Genomic DNA, 19178 nt, shown 5'->3' on the forward strand with positions numbered 1-19178 from the left:
ACGGAGGGAGCATCCCGTGTTCGGGATGCTCCCTCCGGTCCATGCACGTCGGCGAGTTTTCAGGAGCGCTTCCACTGCTGGTTCGCGCCGCCGTTGCAGTACCACACGATGACCGCCGTCCCGTTGGCCGTGCCGCCGCCGTTCACGTCAAGGCAGAGCCCGCTCTGCACGTTGGTGATCGTGCCGTTGCTGTTGACGTTCCACTGCTGGTTCCCGCTGCCGGCGCAGTCCCAGGTCTCCACCCGGGTGCCGGCGGTAACGCTGTTGCCCGGAATGTCGAGGCACAGCTTCCCGTACACCACCAGGGTCTTCGACGGGGTCAGCAGCCAGGACTGGTTGCTGCCGCCGTTGCAGTCCCAGATCTGCAGCTTCGTACCCCAAGTGGTCGAGGCGCCGGGGACGTCGAGGCAACGGTTGGAGGGGACCCCGCGGACCATGGCGGAGGTGGAGCTGCCGAGGCCCCAGGCCCACTGCAGCCGGCTGACCCCGGAGGCGTTGTTGTTGGTGAGGGTCAGGTTCGTTCCGCTTCCGCCGAGTGTGGTCAAGCTGTAGGAGTCCCCATTGCGCAGTCCCGGCCAGTAGACCGAGCCCATGCCCAGCAGGCGCAGCGTGTCGCTGTCGGCCTGGATGTAGGCGACGTAGGCGTTGCCGTTGATCGGTCCGTTGTAGTTCAACCCGGTCGTCATCGGCGCACCCCACTCGTCCATGACGGTGCGGGAGGCGCACGAACCGATCTTGCTTCTCAGCTCACTGGCCCAGGTCCAGTAGCTGGTCTCGCTCGGGTGCCAGAACCCGTAGTGGTGCAGGGACAGCAGGGTTCCGGTCAACCGGCTGTCGGCGCAGACGCTGGTGACGTCGTCGTTGTACCCGGTGCCGCTGACGAAGATCCGGCCCTTGGGCACCGACGAGTACTTGCTGATCCACTGGGCGGCGACGTCCGCCCATGCGGTCTTGCTGTACCCGTGGGGCTCGTTCATCGGCTCGAAGTAGACCAGGCTGTTGCCGCCGTACTTGTTGACGACCGTCTGCCACATGTTCCAGAAGGCGGTGGTGTTGTCGATCAGCCCGTCCTTGTGGGCGGAACCCTCCCAATAGCTGAGGATGACCTTGAAGCCCTTGGCGACGGCGGCATCGATGGCACCCGTGTACGAGGCCCAGAACGCCCCGTTGACGGTGTACGGGTTGATCGGCAGCCGGACGGTGTTCGCGCCGAGGTTGGTCTGGAACCCTCCGATGATCGCGGTCGCCTTGGCGTACGTCGTGTCGTAGCTGTCCGAGGCGGACAGGCCCGAGGGTACGACCGCGTCCTCGGCGAAGTTGTCCCTCGGGTCGGCCCAGTTGACCCCCTTGAACTGACTGGTGCCGGCGAGTGCGGGGCTGGCGGTCGCGCCCACCACGACGACGACCATGCCGGCGAGCAGGGTGGCGAGGGTGCTCAGCGTGAAGATCTGCCGCGGCACCCGGCGCCTGCGCTGCCACGAAGCGAGGATGTGCAACATGTCTGCTCCCTTGGGCAGGCACGTGGCTGCTGCCCGTCGGGGCTGTGGACGACGAGCCATGACCGTACGTGCATAGCCGGACATATATCGACGGCAGTCTAAGCCTTCGCGATCACCTCGGGAAAGAGGCGACACCGGGACACGGCGGCAGTGCGCAGTGCGGCGCGGTTCGCGGCGATGGCCGGCCCTGGCGAACGGCCCTTGAGGGATCGGGTGGCCGCGGCCTCACAGCACGACGCGCGGATTAGCCCTCGGCAGGTGGTAGATCTTGATCATCGCGGGTTTGCCGGCGCCGTTCCGATTCCGGGCACTTCCCGAGTTCAGTTTGTCTGCGGTGCGGTATCGAGCTGGGCGAGCAGCCGTTTGGGGGCGACCGCCCGGTACGCGTCCTCGCACAGCTCCGCCACTTCCGCCCAACTTGCATCCTGGTCGAGCCGGACGCCGACCCAGCCGCGGTGCCCGACGTACGGGGGCCGGAAGAAGACCCGCGAGTTCGTCGCGATCAGCTCCTCCTGCGCCCCCGGCGACGCCGCGCACCACAGGTGTGGGAACTCGTCGCGGTGGTGCCCGTCCGGCCACAGCTGGACGAAGGATTTCCTGCCGCTGACGAACCACGTCGGGGTGCCGTGGCTGGGGCGCTCCGCCACGTCCGGAAACGCGGCGCAGATCCGCCGTACCCGGTCCAGCAGTTCATCTCCCCTGGCCACGGTGTCTCCCGGCGGTCGAACGACGACGTGTCCGCAGTCTATGCCGGCTGGGGCCGCGCGGCTGACCGAGTGAGACGGTGTGCGTGACCGGATGATCGCCGGGGTGTCGGCGGACGATCAGCCTGGCGGCGGCTCCGGTCCCGCCGCCGGGTTGTCCGTGTCGGCCTGGCCGGCTCGGCCGGCCAGTTCCCGTACAGCCGCCTGGTATTCCGGCTGGGTGTGGTAGGGCCAGTGGCGTTCGACCGGCGGTGGCACGGTGTCGTCCGAGTCGATGGTCACGGCGCGCGGGTCGCGGAGCCGGATGTCGACGGACCTGGCTGCCGGATCGCCGGACGGCTGGGCGCCCCGGGTGTGGTCGAAGAGGGGGCCGCCGATCGGATCGGTGTCCCGCCAGAGGTTGTGCCAGCGCCAGTCGAGCCGGTCGCCCAGCTCGCACAGCCGTTGGTCGCCGAGGTAGGCGGGATAGAGGCGGGCGTAGATGCGGCGCAGGGGGCAGCCGTGGGTCAGCAGTGCGACCCTGGGCAGGGTGGCCTCAGGAAGTTGCAGGATGGTGGCCGCGGCCAGGACCGAGCCGTGGCTGTGTCCGGAGATGACCACCGGCCCCCGCGCGGCGAGCGCGGAGACCCGCTTGGCCAGTTCGGGCACGGCCCGGGCGGCGTAGCAGGGCGGCGCAAAGGGGTGCACCGTACGGGGCCAGAAGGTGCCGAGGTCCCACAGGACCGCCACGAGGCGTCGGGCCTCGCGCGACCGGTACGCGCGGTAGCCGAGGAGGACGAGGCCGACGACGAGCAGGCTGATGACCCAGATGCCGGCGTCGGTGACGTACGCGGCGAGCAGCCCGGCTCCGCCGTGCCTGCCGAGCCGGGCCGCGAGCTCGGTGGGACCGATCCCGAGCAGGTCGAGCGCGACGGTGGCCAGACCCAGTGCGGCGACCACGAAGAACACGACGAGCATGGGGCCCAGTTCCTCGGTCACCTCCGACCTGGCGATGGTCTTTCGCACCAGGCGTATCTGGGCCATCGCGGTCGAGGGCGCGTTCGGGTAGTCCTGCTTGACGATGCGTGCGGCCAGGGCGCGTCGCCGCCAGCGGGAGAGTCCGAAGGTGGCGGCGGCGGACACGGCGACGATCACCAGCGCGGTGAATCCGGCGAGTGCCGCCCACCAGTACGCGACCGGCGGTTCCAGAGGCCCGTACGAGGGTGGGCTGGGCCGGATCGGATCGGGGATGTAGCCGCGGTCGAGTTGGTCGGCGATGCGGAAGACCAGGGTGGCGGTGAAGGCGGCGGCGATGCTGACCGACAACGCCGCCACGACCGGGGTACCGAGCCCGCGCAGTAACGGCCGGCTTCCGGTCGGATTTGCCTCCTGCCGGACGAGGCTGACCACGGCGATCGCCACCAGCAAAACCCCCTGCGCCGCGATCAGGCCGCCCGCGGTGCCCTCGTAGCCCGGCAACTGCCCGACCACGGGATGAACCGAGCGGGTCATCGCGGCGTAGGCGAGGCTCAGGCTGGTCACCACGGCAGTGAACACCCACAGCGGGCGCAGCAGGCGACGCGCGTATGCCGGGCTGGCCGGTACGGGCAGGCAGAGCAGCACCGCGCAGAACCCCAACAGGGCGGCGGCGGCGTCGAGCAGCAGCATACGGATCATGCTCTGCTCGGCGTTGGCGAGACCGGCGAGGAGGCTGAGGTCGACCGTGCCGGCGCCGAGCCCGACGTGGATCTGGCGCAGCCAGGAGGTGATCCGCTCGTCGTCCCAGAACCCGGGCGTGGCGAGACTCTCGGTCAGCTCCGAGGGCTGCGGCTCCGGTGACGTCAGCCCGAAGCCTTCGAAGGCCCGCGCGGAGCGGGCGCCGATCGCCCAGGTCAGGCGCAGCGCGAGCAGCGGGATCAGGGACAGCAGGGCCAGGCGTGGACCCATCGGCAGCTCGACGAGCCAGGACAGGTAGGAACGGCCGGCGCGGCAGTGGGCGTACGGCACGCACTGCCAGCCGACGAGGTCCACCGTGGCCCCGATGATCGCGAGCATGAGGGCGACCGTGAGGCTGCCGGCGAGCAGCCGGCACAGCGCGCCGAGCAGCCCGAACCGGTCGGCGGGCTTCGGGCGTAGCCAGATCGCGAGGTTGCCCAGCATGAACGGCAACAGCAGCAGCATGGACGCGGTACGCACGGCGGCGCCGGCGGTCAGGGAACCCCAGCGGTACGCCTCGACGGTGATCCCGGTGGCGGCGCCGCCGGCCGCGCCGGTCCCCGGCCGGGGGCGGTAGAACCCGGCGTACCGGTCCCCGGCGACGCGCACCACGATCGGGTGATCGAGGATCTTGTCCGCCGAGGCGCCCGACGCCCCGTGCACGCGCAACTCGACGGCCTCGCCCCCGGGTGCTTCGCCCACGCGGTCAGGGTCACAGACCGGCGACGTCGTCCGCTGCTGAATCTGTTGATTCGCCCGCACCCGGAATAGGAGAACCAGGTGTATAGGCCGCATCTCTGTGTTTAGCTGCACAAAGTGGCGGTGACCAGTGCTGGGGGAGGGATCGAGCATGCCGGGACGTGAGCTGCGCGGTCTGCTGCACCCGTTCCTCCTGCTGCTGATCCTCGAGCGGCCCGGCCACGGGTACGACCTGATCGAGCGACTCGACGGAATGGGGGTGTCCGACGTCGAGCCGGGCCAGGTCTACCGGGTGCTCCGCGGTCTTGAAGGCGACCGGTCGGTGACCTCGACCTGGGAGACCGACGGCGCGGGGCCGGCACGCCGGCGCTACACGCTGACGGCCAAGGGTCGCGACGACCTCCGCTCGTGGGTCACCCACCTGGCGTACCTCAACCAGGTCATCGGTGCCTGCCTGCAGCGCTCGGCGGACGCCGTCGAGCGGGCCCGTGGCGCGCGCCGTGAGCCGTACGCCGCCGTGCGAAGCTGACTGGAGGACCATGCCATCGTCCGTGATCCCGGCGGTTGACCACGCGTTCGCCCGCCGGCAGCAACCCGGGGAAGCGCTCGCCGCCGATGCGGAGCGGATCGCGCGGACCTGCTACGAGATGGCCGCGCGCTTCCACCGCGGCGGCAAACTGATCGTGTTCGGCAACGGCGGGCCGGCGACCGATGCCCAGCACGTCGTGGTCGAGTTCGTCCACCCGGTCATCGTGGGCAAGCGGGCCCTGCCGGCGATCTCGCTGACGAACGACGCCGCGACCCTCACCGGGATCGCCCGTGCGGACGGCTTCGACGAGGTGTTCGCCGCGCAGCTGCGGCTGCTCGCCGCGCCGGAGGACATCGCGCTCGGCCTGTCGGCCGACGGCCGCTGCGCCAACGTACGCGCCGGCCTCGCGGCGGCCCGCGACCTGGGCCTGCTCACCGTCGGCCTGCTCGGCGGCGACGGCGGTGACATTGCTCGTGACGCGCTGGCCGACCACGTCGTCATCGCCCGCTCCGACGACCCGTGCATCGTCAAGGAAGTGCACGTGACGACCTATCACGTCCTGTGGGAGTTGGTACACGTGTTCTTCGAGCAGCCGGGCCTGCTGGACCGGGAGGCGACCCGGTGAGCCCACCGACCGGCCCGACGACCACGCCGGAATGCCACGGCGACGACCGCTGCATCACCTGCTCGGACGCGGCGGTGGCCGTTCGGGTTCGCGAACTGGCGGGCGACGGCCTGGCGGTGGTCGACACCGACGGCGGCCCGGAGGAGGTCAGCGTCGCCCTGGTCGAGGTGGTGCCGGGCGACATCGTGCTGGTGCACGCCAAGGAGGCCATCGCAGTGGTGGACAAAGTTCGATGAGTACCCGGGTCGAGGGCGCCATCGGTGCGCTCTATCCGTTCCTCGACGCCCGTCCGGCCGACGTGGACGCGGTACTCGCCGCGGTCGCGGCGTCCACCGTCGAGAAGGCGGCGGAGATCGTGGCGCTGCGCGGGTCGCTGGTCGCCGAGCACGGGCAGCGGTTGGTCGACTGCGTCGCACGGTGCGCCGCCGCCTTCGCGGCCGGCGGCACGCTCTACACCTTCGGCAACGGCGGGAGCAGCACGGACGCCCAGGACGTCGCACAGCTGTTCCTGCACCCGCCGACGGCCGCCCGCCCCCTTCCGGCCATCTCGCTGACCCACGACGTCGCCCTGATCACGGCACTCTCCAACGACGTGGGGTTCGACGTGGTCTTCGCCCGGCAGGTGGCGGCGTTCGGCCGCGCCGGGGACATCGCGATGGGCCTGTCCACGAGCGGGGGATCGGCCAACGTCGTGCGGGGGCTCGCGGAGGCGGCCCAGCGGGGCATGGTGACGGTCGGCATCGCCGGCTACGACGGCGGCCGGATGGCCGAACCCGGGCTCGTCGACCACCTGTTCGTGGTGCCGTCCGCATCCGTGCACCGGGTGCAGGAGGCGCAGACCACGCTCTACCACGTGCTCTGGGAGCTCACCCAGCAGGCCCTGGCCGGCGAACTCTGACCGGCAGCCATGGGCCTGGTCAGCGTGGCGCGGCTGCACGTCCGCGTCGAGGGCATCGTGCAGGGCGTCGGCTTCCGCCCGTTCGTGCACGCGCTCGCGACGGAATACCGCCTCGCGGGGTTCGTCGGCAACGACACCGGCGGCGTCTTCGTCGAGGTCGAAGGGGACGGGCAGACCCTGGCCGCCTTCGTCGCGGACCTCAGCCGGCGCGCACCGGTGCTGGCCCAGGTGGAGCGGGTCACCACCGAGACGCTCGCGCCGATCGGGCAGCCCGGCTTCGTCATCGTCACCAGCGTCACCGGCGCCGGCCGGGACGTCCTGATCTCCCCGGACACCGCCACCTGCCCGGACTGCCTCGAGGAGCTGGCCGACCCGGCCGACCGTCGGTACGGCTACCCGTTCACGAACTGCACCAACTGCGGCCCGCGGTTCACCATCGTCATGGACGTGCCGTACGACCGGCGTACCACCACCATGGCCGAGTTCCCGCTCTGCCCGGACTGCGCCGCCGAGTACGCGGATCCGACGAACCGCCGCTTCCACGCCGAGCCGGTGTGCTGCCCGGCGTGCGGCCCCACGCTGCGGCTCGTCACCGCGGCCGGAGAACCGGTCCACGGCCAGCCCCTCGACGCCGCGGTGCGGTGGCTGCGCGCCGGCCGGATCGTCGCGGTCAAAGGCCTCGGCGGCTACCACCTGGCCGTCCGCGCCGACGACGAACGGGCCGTCTCCGCGCTGCGCGCCCGCAAGCGCCGCGAGGAGAAACCGTTCGCCGTGCTGGCCGCCGACCTGCCGGCGGCACGCACCCTGGTCGACGTGGCACCGGCGGCGGTGCCGGTGCTCACCGGCGTCCGCCGTCCCGTGGTGCTGCTGCCCCGCCGCCCGGACGCCCCGGTCGCCGCGTCGGTGGCGCCGGACAACCGCGACCTGGGCGTCATGCTGCCCTACACGCCGTTGCACCAGCTGCTGATCGGCCGGCTCGGCATGCCGATCGTGCTGACCAGCGGCAACATCTCCGACGAACCGATCGCCCACCGCGACGACGACGCCCGGGCGCGACTGGCGGGCATCGCCGACGGCTTCCTGACGCACGACCGGCGCATCCACGTCCGCACCGACGACTCGGTGGTACGCGTGTTCCGGGGCCGGGAACTCCCGGTGCGGCGGTCCCGGGGGTACGTGCCTGCGCCGGTGACCGTGCCGTGGCGGTTCGACCGCCCGGTGCTGGCCTGCGGTGCCGAGCTGAAGAACACGTTCTGCCTGGCGAAGGGACGCCGCGCCTTCGTCTCGCACCACATCGGCGACCTGGAGAACTACGAGACGCTGTGCGCGTTCACCGACGGCATCGAGCACTTCGGTCGACTGTTCGACGTCCGGCCGCAGGTCGTGGCCCACGATCTGCATCCCGAGTACCTGTCGACGAAGTACGCGCTGCAGCGCGATGACGTCGAGCTGGTGGGCGTACAGCACCACCACGCCCACATCGCCGCCTGTCTGGCCGACAACGGCGTGCCCGGCCCGGTGATCGGTGTCGCGTTCGACGGTCTCGGGTTCGGGGCGGACGGCACCATCTGGGGCGGCGAGCTGCTCGTCGCCGACCTGGTCGGGTTCGAGCGGGTCGGTCACCTCGACGCGGTGCCCATGCCCGGTGGGCCGGCGGCGATCCGCGAGCCGTGGCGGATGGCCGCGGCGTACCTCGACGAGGTCTATGGCGACGCGCTGCCGGAGCTGCCGTTGCTGCGGCGGCACGAGCGGCGGTGGCCCGCGGTGGTGTCGTTGGCGCGCAGCGGGCTGAACTCACCGCGTACCTCCAGCGCCGGCCGGTTGTTCGACGCCGTCTCGGCGATCCTCGGCCTGCGCGATCGCGTCACCTACGAGGGGCAGGCCGCCGTCGCCTTGGAACAGCGGGCGGATCCCACCGAGCGTGGCGGCTACCCGGTCGAGGTGTCCGGCCCCGTGCCGCTCGCCGGCGTCGGACGCCAGCTGGTCCGGTACGTGGTCGACGACCTGCTCGCCGGCGTGGACCGCGGCCGGATCGCCGCGCGCTTCCACCATGGCCTGGCCGACGCCGTGGTGCGGGCGGCGGCGGCCGTCCGGGTACGCACGGGCCTGACCGACGTCGCGCTCTCCGGCGGCGTGTTCCAGAATGTGCTGCTGCTCGAACGGGTGGTGGGCGGCCTGGAGGCGGCGGCGTTCCGGCCGCTGGTGCACTCGCGGGTGCCACCGAACGACGGCGGCGTCTCCCTGGGCCAGGCCGTGGTGGCCGCCGCCCGCCAGCGGCCCGATCTGGCCGGCTGAGCGAGCGGCGCCCCATCGCGGAGCCGGCGCAGGCCGACCGGCACCGGCTCCCCGGGCAGGCAGTCACCGCTCGATATGGCCGGCAGCCGGCCCGGGTCAGCAGATGCGGGGCAGCGGGTCCCCGACGAGCATGTCGACGACGCGGGTGCCGCCGAACGCGGTCTTGAGCAGCACGATGCCGGGCGGATCGGCGGCGACGTGGCCGATGACGCTCGCGCCCTCGCCGAGCGGGTGACTCCGTAGCGCCGCCACGGCCGCCTGCGCCTGCGCGCCGTCGACCACTGCGACGAAACGCCCCTCGCAGGCGACGTAGAGGGGGTCGATGCCGAGCAGTTCACAGGCCCCGGTGACGGCGGGACGCACCGGTACCGCGGCCTCGTCGACGACGACGGCCATCCCCGCCGCCTGGGCCACCTCGTTGAGGATCGTCGCCACCCCACCCCGGGTGGCGTCGCGCAGCAGCCGGACGCCGGGTGCCGCGTCCAGCAGGGCCGCCACGAGACCGGGCAGGGGCGCGGTGTCCGAGACGAGGTCGGCCTCGAGGTCCAGTTCGCCGCGGGCGAGCATGACGGTGACGCCGTGGTCGCCGATCGGCCCGGAGACGAGGACCGCGTCACCGGGCCGGACGTACGTGGTGCCCAACGTCACCGGCCGCTCCAGCAGGCCGACCCCGGCGGTGTTGATGTAGCACCCGTCCGCCTTGCCCCGCTGCACCACCTTCGTGTCGCCGGTGACCACCTGGACCCCGGCGCGCTGCGCCGCTGCGGCCATCGAGGCGGTGATCCGTTGCAGGTCGGAGACCGGAAAGCCTTCCTCGAGGATGAAGCCGGCCGCCAGGTACAACGGACGGGCGCCGCTGACCGCGAGATCGTTGACCGTGCCGTTGACCGCGAGGTCGCCGATGTCCCCGCCGGGGAAGAACAGCGGCGACACCACGTACGAGTCGGTGGTGAGGGCCAGCCGGTCGACGCCCGGGCGGAGCACCGCCGCGTCGTCCAGCGTTTCCAGGGTCGGGTTGCGGAACGCCTCGACGAAGATCCCCTCGACCAGCGTCCGGGTCGCCTTCCCGCCCGCGCCGTGCGCGAGGGTGACCCGGCTCTCCCTGATCCTCGGCTTGCGCCGACGGGCCCGTTCGATGCGCTCCAGCACCTGCTGCTCCGGCGACAGCCGGCCAGGTGCCCGTTCCGCCAGGGCCTCGGCCTCGGCCACGGCGCGCTCGGCCCACTCCGCGGTACGTTCGGTCGTCATGCCCGCACCGCCTCCGTGAGCCGCTGCCGGGTGAACCGGCCGAAGTTGTAGTAGGCCGCGCAGGCGCCCTCCGAGGAGACCATGCACGTGCCGATGGGCGTCTCCGGCGTGCAGGCGGTGCCGAACACCTTGCACTCCCAGGGCTTGAGTACTCCCTTGAGCACCTCGCCGCACTGGCAGGCCTTCGGGTCCGCCACCCGCACCCCGGGCACGTCGAAGAGTCGTTCGGCGTCGAAGGCCGCGTACTCGTCGCGCATCCGCAGCGCGGAGTGCGAGATGAAGCCGAGGCCGCGCCACTCGAACCACGGTCGTAGCTGCATGACCCGGCCGATGGCTTCGAGCGCGCGCAGGTTGCCGTCCCAGGGCACCACCCGCGTGTACTGGTTCTCCACCTCGCAGCGGCCCTCGGCGAGCTGCTTGAGCAGCATGAAGACCGACTGCAGGAGGTCCAGCGGCTCGAAGCCGGCACACACCAGCGGCTTGCCGTAGTCGCGGGCGATGAACTCGTACGGCCGGCACCCGATGACCGTGGAGACGTGCCCCGGCCCGAGGAAGCCGTCGAGGCGCAGGTCCGGTGAGTCGAGGATCGCCTTGATCGCCGGCAGGATCGTGACGTGGTTGCAGAAGACCGAGAAGTTGTCGATCCCCTCGGCGGCCGCCCGCAGCACGGTCATCGCCGTCGACGGCGAGGTGGTCTCGAACCCGATCGCCATGAACACGACCCGCCGGTCCGGGTTGTTCCGGGCGATCTTCAAGGCGTCCAACGGCGAGTACACCATCCGGATGTCGGCGCCGGCCGCCTTGGCGTCGAAGAACGACCCGTTCCCGCCGGGAACCCGCATCATGTCCCCGAACGCCGTCATGATGACCCCGGGCTCGTGGGCGATCGCGATGGCGTCGTCCACCCGGCCCATCGGGATCACGCACACCGGGCAGCCCGGCCCGTGCACGAGCGAGACGTTCTCCGGCAGATAGTCCTCGAGCCCGTGCTTGTAGATGGTGTGCGTGTGGCCGCCGCAGACCTCCATGAACTTGTACTGCCGGCCCGGCTCGCACAACGCGGCGATCTGGGTGGCCAGTGCCTGGGCCCGGTCCGCGTCGCGGTATTCGTCAACGAAACGCATGTGGTCGTTTCCCTAGGTGATGTCGGACTCGGCGAGCGCCTGGAGCTCGTCGGTGTACGCCTGTCCGAGACCGTTCAACAGTGTCAACGTGGCGGCGGCCTCGGCTTCGTCGATCTTGGACATGGCGAACCCGACGTGTACGAGCACCCAGTCGCCGATGCCCACCTGGTCCTGGCCGAGCAGGCCGATGTTGATCGCCCGCCGGACGCCCACGACGTCCACGATGGCGAGGTCGTCGCGACCGGCCTTGAGTTCGACGATCTCGCCCGGGATCCCTAGACACATCGGCTGGTTCGCCCTTTCCGCTCACATTTTCTCGATCTTGATGTAGCGCCGCAGCGCGGGCAGCTCCTTCCAGAACATTCCGACGACGGCCGCGCCGGCCAGCAGCACGAACAGCTTGCGCATGGCTCTCCTCCTTCGGGCCTGCCCCGGAGCCGCTCAGCCCGGTGGCAGGTTCGGCATGATCGGCAGGACCGGGCCGTGCTTCTTGGGCCGGATGCCGGTCGAGCGGCGGGCGTCCACCGTCCCGTCATCGTGATGGCCTGCCTGCTTCCTTCTCCGCGAGTTGCCTTCTTCCACACCCTTGGTGTGCGCCGGAGCGTCGAGTTCGACATCGGGATCGCCCACCCGGATCTCGCCCATTCCCGCCTCCTCCATCAGTCGTTGCCGGCCGGCCGGCCGTGTCGTCGGCCGAGGTCGTCGAAGAACCGGTCGATCTCCCGCCACATCACGCTGCCCCCGGACATGCCCGTCCAGTGCCGGCGGATGAGCGCCACCAGTCGGAAGCAGTCGTCGACCGGCACCACCCACTGCTGGCCGCCGGCGCGGGGCGTGCCCGTCCACACCAGGAGCGCCTCGACCCGTGGCCGCAGCTCGGCGAGCGCGGGTGAGCTCGCCTCGGCGGCCCGCCAGGCGTCGGCGTCGATCTCCGACTCGGTCGTGCCGAGCGGGCTCGGGTAGTGCCCGAGCACCCGGCCGTCGGGCCGCTTCACGAAGAACGCCAGACCGACCGGCACGCCGAGCTTGTCGGCGGGCGGGCCCGCCAACCAGCTGCCCCGGCTGGGGACGAGCTGGTACCGGTCGCCGCCGGCCGTCTCGCGTTCGAACAGCAGCGAGCACGGCAGGCAGGCGCAGATCAGCTCCGCGTCCTGCTCGTCCCACACGTGCCGGTGCTCCGGGCCGACCGGCCCGGCGCACATGCCACAGCGTTCGACCGAGGCGCGCTGCCCGGCCCGGTGGATCGCCCGCTGCAGGGCGCCGGCCGTCACGCCGTACCCCCGGGTGTCAGTGGTCCCGCGACCTGCGGCGTCCGGTCGCCCACCGCCGCCCGACCGGCCGAGGTCCCGTCCGGCCGCCGCCACAGCGTGGCGACCGGGATCAGCGCCGGAGCCGCCGCGGGCGCCACCACGTCGACCGTGGACAGCTCCGGGGCGAACGTCAACACCTGCTCCCGTACGAGGTCACGCAGGGCCGTGGCGCCGCACGAACTCGCCGACAGGCTGATCCTCGCCACCTCGTCCTGGACGCCGACGAGCGTGATCTCGGCGCCCTGCGCGCGCAACTGCGGCCGCAGGTCGTCGACGGCACGGGCCACGCGCCGTTCCAGCGCGTCCGGGTGGATGTGGTGCAACAGCAGCAGGTGCCGCAGCAGGTCGTCGCCGGTGAGCCGGTCGAGCGCGCGAGAGCTGTCGGCGGCGAGGTCGGTGACCCGGGCCAGCGCCTCGCCGTACACCGCGGTCAGCAGCTCGACGGCCTCCAGCGCCAGCTCGGCGGTGCGGCCGGGGGTCTGCTCGAGTTGGCCGAGCACGGCCTCCAGGCGGGCCAGCCGCGGCTCGACCGCCGCGTCGTCGAGCCGCTGGACGTCCGGCTGCTCACCCATGCGACGCGCCGAACATCGGCGAGTGGATCTTCTTGAGGGTACGGCCGCCGCCGACGTACATGTGCACCCCGCACGGCAGGCAGGGATCGAAGCTGCGTACCGCCCGCATGATGTCCACGCCCTTGAAGTTGTCCGGGCCGTTCTCCTCGAAGATGGGCGTGTTCTGGATCGCGTCCTCGTACGGCCCCGGGGTGCCGTAGCTGTCACGGGGGCTGCCGTTCCACGGCGTCGGCGGATACGGATGGTAGTTGGCGATCTTGCGGTCCCTGATCACGATGTGGTGCGACAGGATGCCCCGGACCGCCTCGTGGAAGCCACAGCCGATGGCCTCGTCTGGCACGTCGAACTCGGCGAAGACCCGCATGTCGCCGCCTCGCACCCGCTCCATCGCCCGCTCCAGGAAGTACAGCGCCATCGCCGCGGCGTACGCGATGAAGTAGGCCCGCGAGCGGTCCCGCTCCAGCGCGTTCGACCACTTCGGGATCTTCCACTCCAACGTCGTCTCGGGCAGGGTCCGGCTCTTCGGCAGCGAGATCTGCACGCTGCGCCCGGTCGACTTGACGTACGGGGTGTCGACCATCTTCGCCAGCGCCGTGGTGTAGAGCCGGGCGAAGCAGCCGCCACCGGTGTCCAGCGCGAGATGCTGCCCGCTGCTCTTGTCGAACCAGCGGGGGCTCATCACCCAGCTGTACTTGTCGTTGAAGTCGCGCTTGCCGGGATCCGGGAGCGTGGTCTGGTTCCAGGGATGGCGGATGTCGACCGGGTTGCCGAGCGGGTCGTACTCGACGAACGGCTCCTCCTGGCCAGCCCAGTCCTTGTAGTACGAGCTGCCGAGCAGGATCCGCATGCCGAGGTTGATGTCGACCAGGTCCGTGGTGAGCAGTTTGCCGTCGACGACGATGCCGGGCGTGACGTGCATCGCCCGCCCCCAGTTCGTCATGGTTTCGTACCGGTAGTCGACGACGTCGGGGTCCTGGAACGAGCCCCAGCAGCCGAGCAACACCCGGCGCCGGCCGACCTCCTCGTAGCCCGGCAGCGCCTCGTACCAGAAGTCGAAGATGTCGTCGTTCATGGCGACGGTCTTCTTGACGAAATCCAGGATGCTGATCAGCCGGCTCAGGTAGTCGGTGAACAGCGTCGGCTGTGGCATGGTGCCGACGCCGCCGGGGTACACCGTCGACGGGTGGACGTGCCGGCCCTCCATGAGGCAGAACATCTCCCGGGTCGTCCGGCTGACCTTCAGCGCCTCCTTGTAGACCTCGCCCTCGAACGGGTTGTATGCCCGCATGATGTCGGCGATCGTCCGGTAGCCGTGGATGTCGCGGCCCGGTGCCGCGGTGCTCTCCGCGCGGGCGAGCACACTCGGGTTGGTCTGCTTGACCATCGCCTCGCAGAAGTCGACGAAGACGAGGTTGTCCTGGAACAGCGTGTGGTCGAACATGTACTCGGCGGCCTCGCCGAGATTGATGATCCACTCGGCCAGCGGCGGGGTCTTGACGCCGTAGGCCATGTTCTGCGCGTAGACCGAGCAGGTCGTGTGGTTGTCGCCGCAGATGCCGCAGATCCGGCTGGTGATGAAGCCGGCGTCGCGCGGATCCTTGCCCTTCATGAACACCGAGTAGCCGCGGAACAGCGACGACGTGGTGTGACACTCGGCGACCACGCGGTTCGCGAAATCGATCTTCGTGTAGACGCCGAGATTGCCGATGATCCGGGTGATCGGATCCCACGCCATCTCCACCAGTTCGCCGGGTTTCTTGCCGGCGGCCGGCTTCGGTTTCGTCGCGGTCACGGTTTGTTCCTCTCCATTGCCGCCTGTCGACGCGGATCTGCCGGAGCGTAGGGACGCCACCGGGGGTTGTAGCCGCTGGTGAGCTCCGGACCGTTGTGGTGCCACTTCGGTTCCCGGTTGGCGGTGACGTTGGTAATGCCGCGCAGGCGGCGGATCAGCGCGCCGTACGGCTTGATGAGCAACGTGGACAGGCTGCTACCGGGCGGCATGTCCATGAATGGCATGAACTTGTCGGGGAAGCCCGGCATGGTGCAGCCGATGCAGATGCCGCCGACGTTGGGACAGCCGCCCACACCGCCCATCCACCCGCGCTTCGGGACGTTGCAGTTGATGACCGGCCCCCAGCAGCCGATCCTCACCTGGCACTTGGGCGAGTTGTAGTCCTTGGCGAAGTCCGCCTGCTCGTAGTAGGCGGCCCGGTCGCAGCCCTCGTGCACGGTCTTGCCGAACAGCCACTGTGGGCGCAGCATGTGATCCAGCGGCGGGGGCGGCGCGGAGCCGGCGGCGTGGTAGAGCACCCAGGTCAGGGTCTCCATGAAGTTCTCCGGCTGGATCGGGCAGCCGGGCACGTTCACGATCGGCAGACCGCCCTGGGACCGGAAGTCCCACCCGAGGTAGTCGGCCAGGCCCATGCACCCCGTCGGGTTGCCCGCCATGGCGTGGATGCCGCCGTACGTCGCGCAGGTCCCGGCGGCGACGACCGCCCACGCCTTCGGCGCCAGCTGGTCGATCCACCAGTTCACGGTCAGTGGCTCACCGGTCTTCTCGTTGTTGCCGAACGACGTCCAGTACCCGTCGCCGTTGATGTTCTCGTTCGGGATCGATCCCTCGATCACGAGAATGAACGGCTCGCGCATCTCCCCGCGGGCCGCCCTCCGGTACGGCGCCAGGAACTCCTCGCCGCCGGCCGCCGGCGACAACACCTTGTTGTGCAGGTTGACCTTTGGCAGACCGGGGACGAGCCCGAGAACGATGTCCTCGATCGCCGGCTGAGCGGAGGCCGTCATCGACACGGAATCGCCGTCACAACTCATGCCCTCGGAGATCCAGAGGATCGTGATCTCGTCGAACCCGTTCTCCTGCGGGATCACCGCGGTGTCGCGTACGCCCTGTGTCATGTGGGTGGCCTTCCTTGCATCCGATCCCGCAGCCGGTCGTAGATGGCCGCCAACGGCGCCGCGAGGGCCAGCGCCGGTGGTTTGTCCGGCGCGTGCGGGTGCGGGCGCGTCGGGGCCCGTTGCTTGCCCTGGTCGATCTCCTGGCCCAGCTCGTGCAGCGCTTGCTCGTCTGCCCGGGAGCACAGCAGCGGCATGAGTTCGTTCTCGTCGTCCTGGACATGCCGCGAAACGGCGGACGCGAGCCGATCCATCAGCCCGTCCTGTGCGGGGTCGCCGGCCCGGCAGTGGTCCAGTTCGAGGAGCAACTCCTTGATCGGCCGATGTCCGGCGAGATGTCTGTCCACCTGCCCGTCGGCCAGCACCTTCGCGGCGAACGGGTAGAAGAGAACTTCCTCGAGCGCGGCGTGCTTCGACAGCTCGCGGACCATGATCTCCACGACGCCCCGGCGCTGCGCGTCCGATTCCGCCGCCCGGTAGTCCCGGAACAGCTGTTCCACCACGCGGTGGTCGTGCCGCAGCAGCTCGGTGGCGTCCATCAGACCGCCCCCATCTCGACGCTGGCCACGGTGACGGACTCCAGCACGACGTCGTCGCTGCCGGTGACGTCGATGTCGACGCCCCCACACTGTGGGCAGGCCACCATCGCGAGGTGATCGGTGATCGGTGCGTCGCGGCCGCAGTCGTGGCAGCACACCGTCATCGGTTCCAGCACCAGATCCACGACGGCGTCCGCGACTACCGTGCCGACCGCGGCCACCTGGATGCCCTGCGTGACGACATCGGGGTCGACCGAGTGGCCGCCGATCCGTACCCGCAGGCCGGTGATCCGGCGCCCGGCGGCCCTGCGTACCGCCGCCGCCACGATCGCCTCGGACAGACCTGTCTCATGCATCGGCGGTCACCCCCCTCTCGGCTGCCGAACGTCTCGAAATCTCCTGCTTGCCCGCGGTGGCCAGCCGCGCGGCTTCCTCCCGCGCGATCCCGACCACCGTCCGAACGGCCTCGTCGACCGCGCCGGCGACCGGCGCCGACAGCTCCATCCGCTCGTCGAGGACGGCGGGCTGGCAGCCCACCACGAGGACGCGGTCGACCCTGCCGCCCAGGCTCCGCAACAGACGCAGCACCGACTCGGGATCCATGCCGTGCCCGTCGGCGGCCGGTGCTTCCAGCACGTCCGCCGGCCGCAGGGTCCAGCCGGGGTCGTCGAGATCCACCTGCAGGACGGCCAACGTCCCCGGCGGCTCGTCCAACGGCAACGCGTCCACCATGACCAGCACGTCGTGTCGGGCGTCCAGCAGATCGTAGGCCAGATGCATGCCCCGGATGCCGTAATCGGACACCTCCACCCCCGTCGGGAGGACGGTGTCCCGCAGGCGCCGGACGACCTCCACGCCGAAGGCGTCGTCGCCGAGGAAGATGTTGCCGATGCCGGCGACCAGCACCCGACCACCACCGTCGCCGTTCACCGCGCCTCGACCTCTCCGGGCAGCGCCCCGGCCGCACCGGGCGGCACGTCGATCCCTTCGGGGAGCGGCTCGACCTCCTCCGGGCGGAAATGACGCAGCCGGCCGTACCACTGGTGCAGCTCGGCGCCCGGGTCGTCGTCCACCGTCACGGCCAGGAACCGCGTGCCGTCCACATCCAGCAGCACCTGCTCCACCCGGGCCGTACGGCCGGCCAGGAACATGTCGTGCGCGTCGGTGCCCCGCCGGCGCGGTCGTAGCCGGACCCGGCTGCCGCGCGACAGCAGGGCCCCGGCGACCAGAACCGTTTCAACCTCCGGTGCGGCCGCCGGTTCGGCCCCGGGCTCCCACCAGGGCGTCTGTTCGGTGGCCTCGCCGGGCGGGCGTACGGGAGCCAGGGCCCGGATGGCGCCGTGCAGCCGTTCGAGGACCTCGGGCGGCATCCCCTCGACCCGGTCGAGGATGGCCGCGGCGCGGGGATCGGTGGCCCGGACCTCGCGCTTCTCGGTGTCGGAGAGGGTGAGCGTGCGCAGCGACAGGATCTCGTCGATCTCGGTCGCATCGTGCAGGTCGCCCGGGCTCTCCGGGGCGATCTGCGGATGGTCGTAGAGGATGACGGGCGACGACAGGAGAATGTCGGACGTGCCCGGCTCGCCGGCGAGCACCGGAAAGGTGTGCACGTTCCGGCACTCCCGGGCCGCGTCCGCCGCCCATTCCGGCGGATCGAGCAGCGACAGGAACCGACCCTGGTCGACGGCGACCAGGGTGTGCGCCGCGAGCAGGCAGCGGCGCAGCGCCTCGGCACGCCGGCTGTTCGCGGGGGTCGTTCGATCGATGTTCTCCACGCGTACGGTGAGGCGCCGCAACCGGAAGGGAGTCCGGCACTCCTCGGCGGAGATGCTGACCGACGCGGTCAGTGGCCACCGCCGGCGCACCACCCGGCCCACCGGCTCACCCCGGCCGTCGACCAGCGGTTCGACGTCCTCGCCGCCCGGCACCCGCAGGTCGAGGCGGCGCCCGCTCGCCAGGTCGCTGACCGGCGCCTCGACGTCGAACTCCTGGGGTACGGCCTCGTCGAAGCTGAGCTCGGTGCGGTCGCCGGCGTCGATCCGGTCGACGGGCCGGTGGTCGCCGTCGGCCGTCCGTTCCTCGACCGTCTTGCGTTGCAGGTGCAGGAAGCGCAGCCGGATCCGGACGACCGCGTCGTCGGGGGCCTCGACCAGGCATTCGGTCCGCTGCCACGGCGACTCGGCCGAACCGGCCACGCCGCTGTCGACCAGGCCGTGGGCCGCTGCCCAGGCCGGAGGTACGAGGACACCGAACTGCCAGCGCACCCGGTTCTTGCCCGACGACCGGCGGTAGGGATAGAGCAGGTAGCCCTCGTACAGGATCGCCTCCGCGACCGCCTCGGCGCTGCCGAAGCCGACGCTCGAACAGCGCGGATCCATGCCGTCAACCCCCTCGTGCGAGCCGTCACCCTGGTGTAGCCCGGCGCGGAGGGGGTCCGTAAGTGCGCGGCGTTCCTAGGCGACGAAGGCACTCACCGGACCGGGTGAGTGCTGCCGTGACGTGCGGCGCTCATGCCGAGGCCGGCGCACCGGCGGCGA

The 19178-nt window shown here is 70.9% G+C and carries 21 protein-coding genes; 5 read left to right on the forward strand and 16 right to left on the reverse strand.

What is annotated here, in order from left to right:
• Positions 1-59: 59 nt before the first annotated feature.
• The 3 genes from ACNAW0_RS17810 to ACNAW0_RS17820 all read right to left on the reverse strand — a co-directional run bounded on the left by ACNAW0_RS17810 (position 60) and on the right by ACNAW0_RS17820 (position 4600).
• Positions 60-1499: an RICIN domain-containing protein gene (locus tag ACNAW0_RS17810; RefSeq protein ID WP_416289011.1), complete on the reverse strand. Its 1440-nt coding sequence runs from the start codon at positions 1497-1499 to the stop codon at positions 60-62.
• A 320-nt stretch (positions 1500-1819) separates the two neighbouring features.
• On the reverse strand, positions 1820-2206 hold the full coding sequence (locus ACNAW0_RS17815; protein ID WP_416289013.1) for an MmcQ/YjbR family DNA-binding protein: 387 nt from the start codon (positions 2204-2206) through the stop codon (positions 1820-1822).
• 117 nt (positions 2207-2323) lie between these two features.
• On the reverse strand, positions 2324-4600 hold the full coding sequence (locus ACNAW0_RS17820) for a hypothetical protein (protein WP_416289014.1): 2277 nt from the start codon (positions 4598-4600) through the stop codon (positions 2324-2326).
• A gap of 148 nt (positions 4601-4748) precedes the next feature.
• Here ACNAW0_RS17820 and ACNAW0_RS17825 point away from each other — a divergent pair, with 148 nt between their 5' ends.
• The 5 genes from ACNAW0_RS17825 to hypF are packed head-to-tail and all read left to right on the forward strand — an operon-like array spanning position 4749 to position 8944.
• Positions 4749-5126 carry a helix-turn-helix transcriptional regulator gene (locus tag ACNAW0_RS17825; RefSeq protein ID WP_416289015.1) on the forward strand — a complete coding sequence of 126 codons (378 nt, stop codon included), beginning with the start codon at positions 4749-4751 and terminating at the stop codon, positions 5124-5126.
• Positions 5127-5136: 10 nt separating this feature from the next.
• Positions 5137-5751: a D-sedoheptulose-7-phosphate isomerase gene (locus ACNAW0_RS17830; RefSeq protein WP_416289016.1), complete on the forward strand. Its 615-nt coding sequence runs from the start codon at positions 5137-5139 to the stop codon at positions 5749-5751.
• Entirely contained in the window at positions 5748-5987 is a 240-nt protein-coding gene (locus ACNAW0_RS17835) for a HypC/HybG/HupF family hydrogenase formation chaperone (RefSeq protein ID WP_416289017.1), read from the forward strand. Before ACNAW0_RS17830 ends, ACNAW0_RS17835 begins: the two co-directional genes overlap by 4 nt.
• Complete coding sequence (locus ACNAW0_RS17840; protein WP_416289018.1) at positions 5984-6649, forward strand: D-sedoheptulose-7-phosphate isomerase; 666 nt, start codon at positions 5984-5986, stop codon at positions 6647-6649. The genes ACNAW0_RS17835 and ACNAW0_RS17840 overlap by 4 nt, the downstream gene beginning before the upstream one ends.
• 9 nt (positions 6650-6658) lie before the next feature.
• Positions 6659-8944: a carbamoyltransferase HypF gene (gene hypF / locus ACNAW0_RS17845; RefSeq protein ID WP_416289019.1), complete on the forward strand. Its 2286-nt coding sequence runs from the start codon at positions 6659-6661 to the stop codon at positions 8942-8944.
• 96 nt (positions 8945-9040) lie between these two features.
• On the opposite strand, the gene hypE is transcribed toward hypF, so the two are convergent.
• From hypE to ACNAW0_RS17910, 13 genes are read right to left on the reverse strand one after another with little or no spacing between them, the layout of a single operon-like run.
• Positions 9041-10192, reverse strand: a complete 1152-nt coding sequence (gene hypE / locus ACNAW0_RS17850) for a hydrogenase expression/formation protein HypE (protein WP_416289020.1) — start codon at positions 10190-10192, stop codon at positions 9041-9043.
• Positions 10189-11316: a hydrogenase formation protein HypD gene (gene hypD / locus ACNAW0_RS17855; protein ID WP_416289021.1), complete on the reverse strand. Its 1128-nt coding sequence runs from the start codon at positions 11314-11316 to the stop codon at positions 10189-10191. The genes hypE and hypD overlap by 4 nt, the downstream gene beginning before the upstream one ends.
• A gap of 12 nt (positions 11317-11328) precedes the next feature.
• A complete protein-coding gene (locus ACNAW0_RS17860) occupies positions 11329-11601 on the reverse strand; it encodes a HypC/HybG/HupF family hydrogenase formation chaperone (RefSeq protein WP_416289023.1) in 273 nt (90 codons plus the stop codon).
• A gap of 21 nt (positions 11602-11622) precedes the next feature.
• Positions 11623-11724 (reverse strand): DUF6893 family small protein, encoded by a 102-nt coding sequence (locus ACNAW0_RS17865; protein ID WP_416289024.1) that lies wholly within the window; start codon positions 11722-11724, stop codon positions 11623-11625.
• 33 nt (positions 11725-11757) lie between these two features.
• Positions 11758-11961, reverse strand: coding sequence for a hypothetical protein (locus tag ACNAW0_RS17870; RefSeq protein ID WP_357099919.1), 204 nt, complete (start codon positions 11959-11961; stop codon positions 11758-11760).
• A 14-nt stretch (positions 11962-11975) separates the two neighbouring features.
• Complete coding sequence (locus tag ACNAW0_RS17875; RefSeq protein WP_416289025.1) at positions 11976-12587, reverse strand: DUF5947 family protein; 612 nt, start codon at positions 12585-12587, stop codon at positions 11976-11978.
• Positions 12584-13198, reverse strand: a complete 615-nt coding sequence (locus tag ACNAW0_RS17880) for a hypothetical protein (RefSeq protein WP_416289026.1) — start codon at positions 13196-13198, stop codon at positions 12584-12586. The genes ACNAW0_RS17875 and ACNAW0_RS17880 overlap by 4 nt, the downstream gene beginning before the upstream one ends.
• The gene (locus ACNAW0_RS17885; protein ID WP_416289027.1) at positions 13191-14990 is read right to left on the reverse strand and encodes a nickel-dependent hydrogenase large subunit; all 1800 of its coding nucleotides are present in this window, start codon (positions 14988-14990) and stop codon (positions 13191-13193) included. The genes ACNAW0_RS17880 and ACNAW0_RS17885 overlap by 8 nt, the downstream gene beginning before the upstream one ends.
• Entirely contained in the window at positions 14987-16108 is a 1122-nt protein-coding gene (locus tag ACNAW0_RS17890) for a hydrogenase expression protein HypE (protein WP_416289028.1), read from the reverse strand. The genes ACNAW0_RS17885 and ACNAW0_RS17890 overlap by 4 nt, the downstream gene beginning before the upstream one ends.
• Entirely contained in the window at positions 16105-16644 is a 540-nt protein-coding gene (locus ACNAW0_RS17895) for a hemerythrin domain-containing protein (RefSeq protein WP_416289029.1), read from the reverse strand. The genes ACNAW0_RS17890 and ACNAW0_RS17895 overlap by 4 nt, the downstream gene beginning before the upstream one ends.
• Positions 16644-17000, reverse strand: a complete 357-nt coding sequence (locus tag ACNAW0_RS17900; protein ID WP_416289030.1) for a hydrogenase/urease maturation nickel metallochaperone HypA — start codon at positions 16998-17000, stop codon at positions 16644-16646. Before ACNAW0_RS17900 ends, ACNAW0_RS17895 begins: the two co-directional genes overlap by 1 nt.
• On the reverse strand, positions 16993-17574 hold the full coding sequence (locus ACNAW0_RS17905; RefSeq protein ID WP_416289031.1) for a hydrogenase maturation protease: 582 nt from the start codon (positions 17572-17574) through the stop codon (positions 16993-16995). Before ACNAW0_RS17905 ends, ACNAW0_RS17900 begins: the two co-directional genes overlap by 8 nt.
• Positions 17571-19019, reverse strand: a complete 1449-nt coding sequence (locus ACNAW0_RS17910) for a hypothetical protein (RefSeq protein ID WP_416289032.1) — start codon at positions 19017-19019, stop codon at positions 17571-17573. The genes ACNAW0_RS17905 and ACNAW0_RS17910 overlap by 4 nt, the downstream gene beginning before the upstream one ends.
• Positions 19020-19178: the final 159 nt, after the last annotated feature.

Origin of the sequence: Micromonospora sp. SL1-18, assembly GCF_047921505.1 — a bacterium.
In the GTDB taxonomy this organism is placed as follows: Bacteria; Actinomycetota; Actinomycetes; order Mycobacteriales; family Micromonosporaceae; genus Micromonospora.

Coding starts and splice junctions, on each gene's coding strand:
- hypD (WP_416289021.1), bottom strand. CDS start 11,316: ATGCGTTTCGTTGACGAATACCGCGACGCGGACCGGGCCCAGGCACTG.
- ACNAW0_RS17865 (WP_416289024.1), bottom strand. CDS start 11,724: ATGCGCAAGCTGTTCGTGCTGCTGGCCGGCGCGGCCGTCGTCGGAATG.
- ACNAW0_RS17900 (WP_416289030.1), bottom strand. CDS start 17,000: ATGCATGAGACAGGTCTGTCCGAGGCGATCGTGGCGGCGGCGGTACGC.
- ACNAW0_RS17910 (WP_416289032.1), bottom strand. CDS start 19,019: ATGGATCCGCGCTGTTCGAGCGTCGGCTTCGGCAGCGCCGAGGCGGTC.
- ACNAW0_RS17860 (WP_416289023.1), bottom strand. CDS start 11,601: ATGTGTCTAGGGATCCCGGGCGAGATCGTCGAACTCAAGGCCGGTCGC.
- hypF (WP_416289019.1), top strand. CDS start 6,659: ATGGGCCTGGTCAGCGTGGCGCGGCTGCACGTCCGCGTCGAGGGCATC.
- ACNAW0_RS17840 (WP_416289018.1), top strand. CDS start 5,984: ATGAGTACCCGGGTCGAGGGCGCCATCGGTGCGCTCTATCCGTTCCTC.
- ACNAW0_RS17830 (WP_416289016.1), top strand. CDS start 5,137: ATGCCATCGTCCGTGATCCCGGCGGTTGACCACGCGTTCGCCCGCCGG.
- ACNAW0_RS17895 (WP_416289029.1), bottom strand. CDS start 16,644: ATGGACGCCACCGAGCTGCTGCGGCACGACCACCGCGTGGTGGAACAG.
- ACNAW0_RS17890 (WP_416289028.1), bottom strand. CDS start 16,108: ATGACACAGGGCGTACGCGACACCGCGGTGATCCCGCAGGAGAACGGG.
- ACNAW0_RS17810 (WP_416289011.1), bottom strand. CDS start 1,499: ATGTTGCACATCCTCGCTTCGTGGCAGCGCAGGCGCCGGGTGCCGCGG.
- ACNAW0_RS17870 (WP_357099919.1), bottom strand. CDS start 11,961: ATGGGCGAGATCCGGGTGGGCGATCCCGATGTCGAACTCGACGCTCCG.
- ACNAW0_RS17880 (WP_416289026.1), bottom strand. CDS start 13,198: ATGGGTGAGCAGCCGGACGTCCAGCGGCTCGACGACGCGGCGGTCGAG.
- ACNAW0_RS17825 (WP_416289015.1), top strand. CDS start 4,749: ATGCCGGGACGTGAGCTGCGCGGTCTGCTGCACCCGTTCCTCCTGCTG.
- hypE (WP_416289020.1), bottom strand. CDS start 10,192: ATGACGACCGAACGTACCGCGGAGTGGGCCGAGCGCGCCGTGGCCGAG.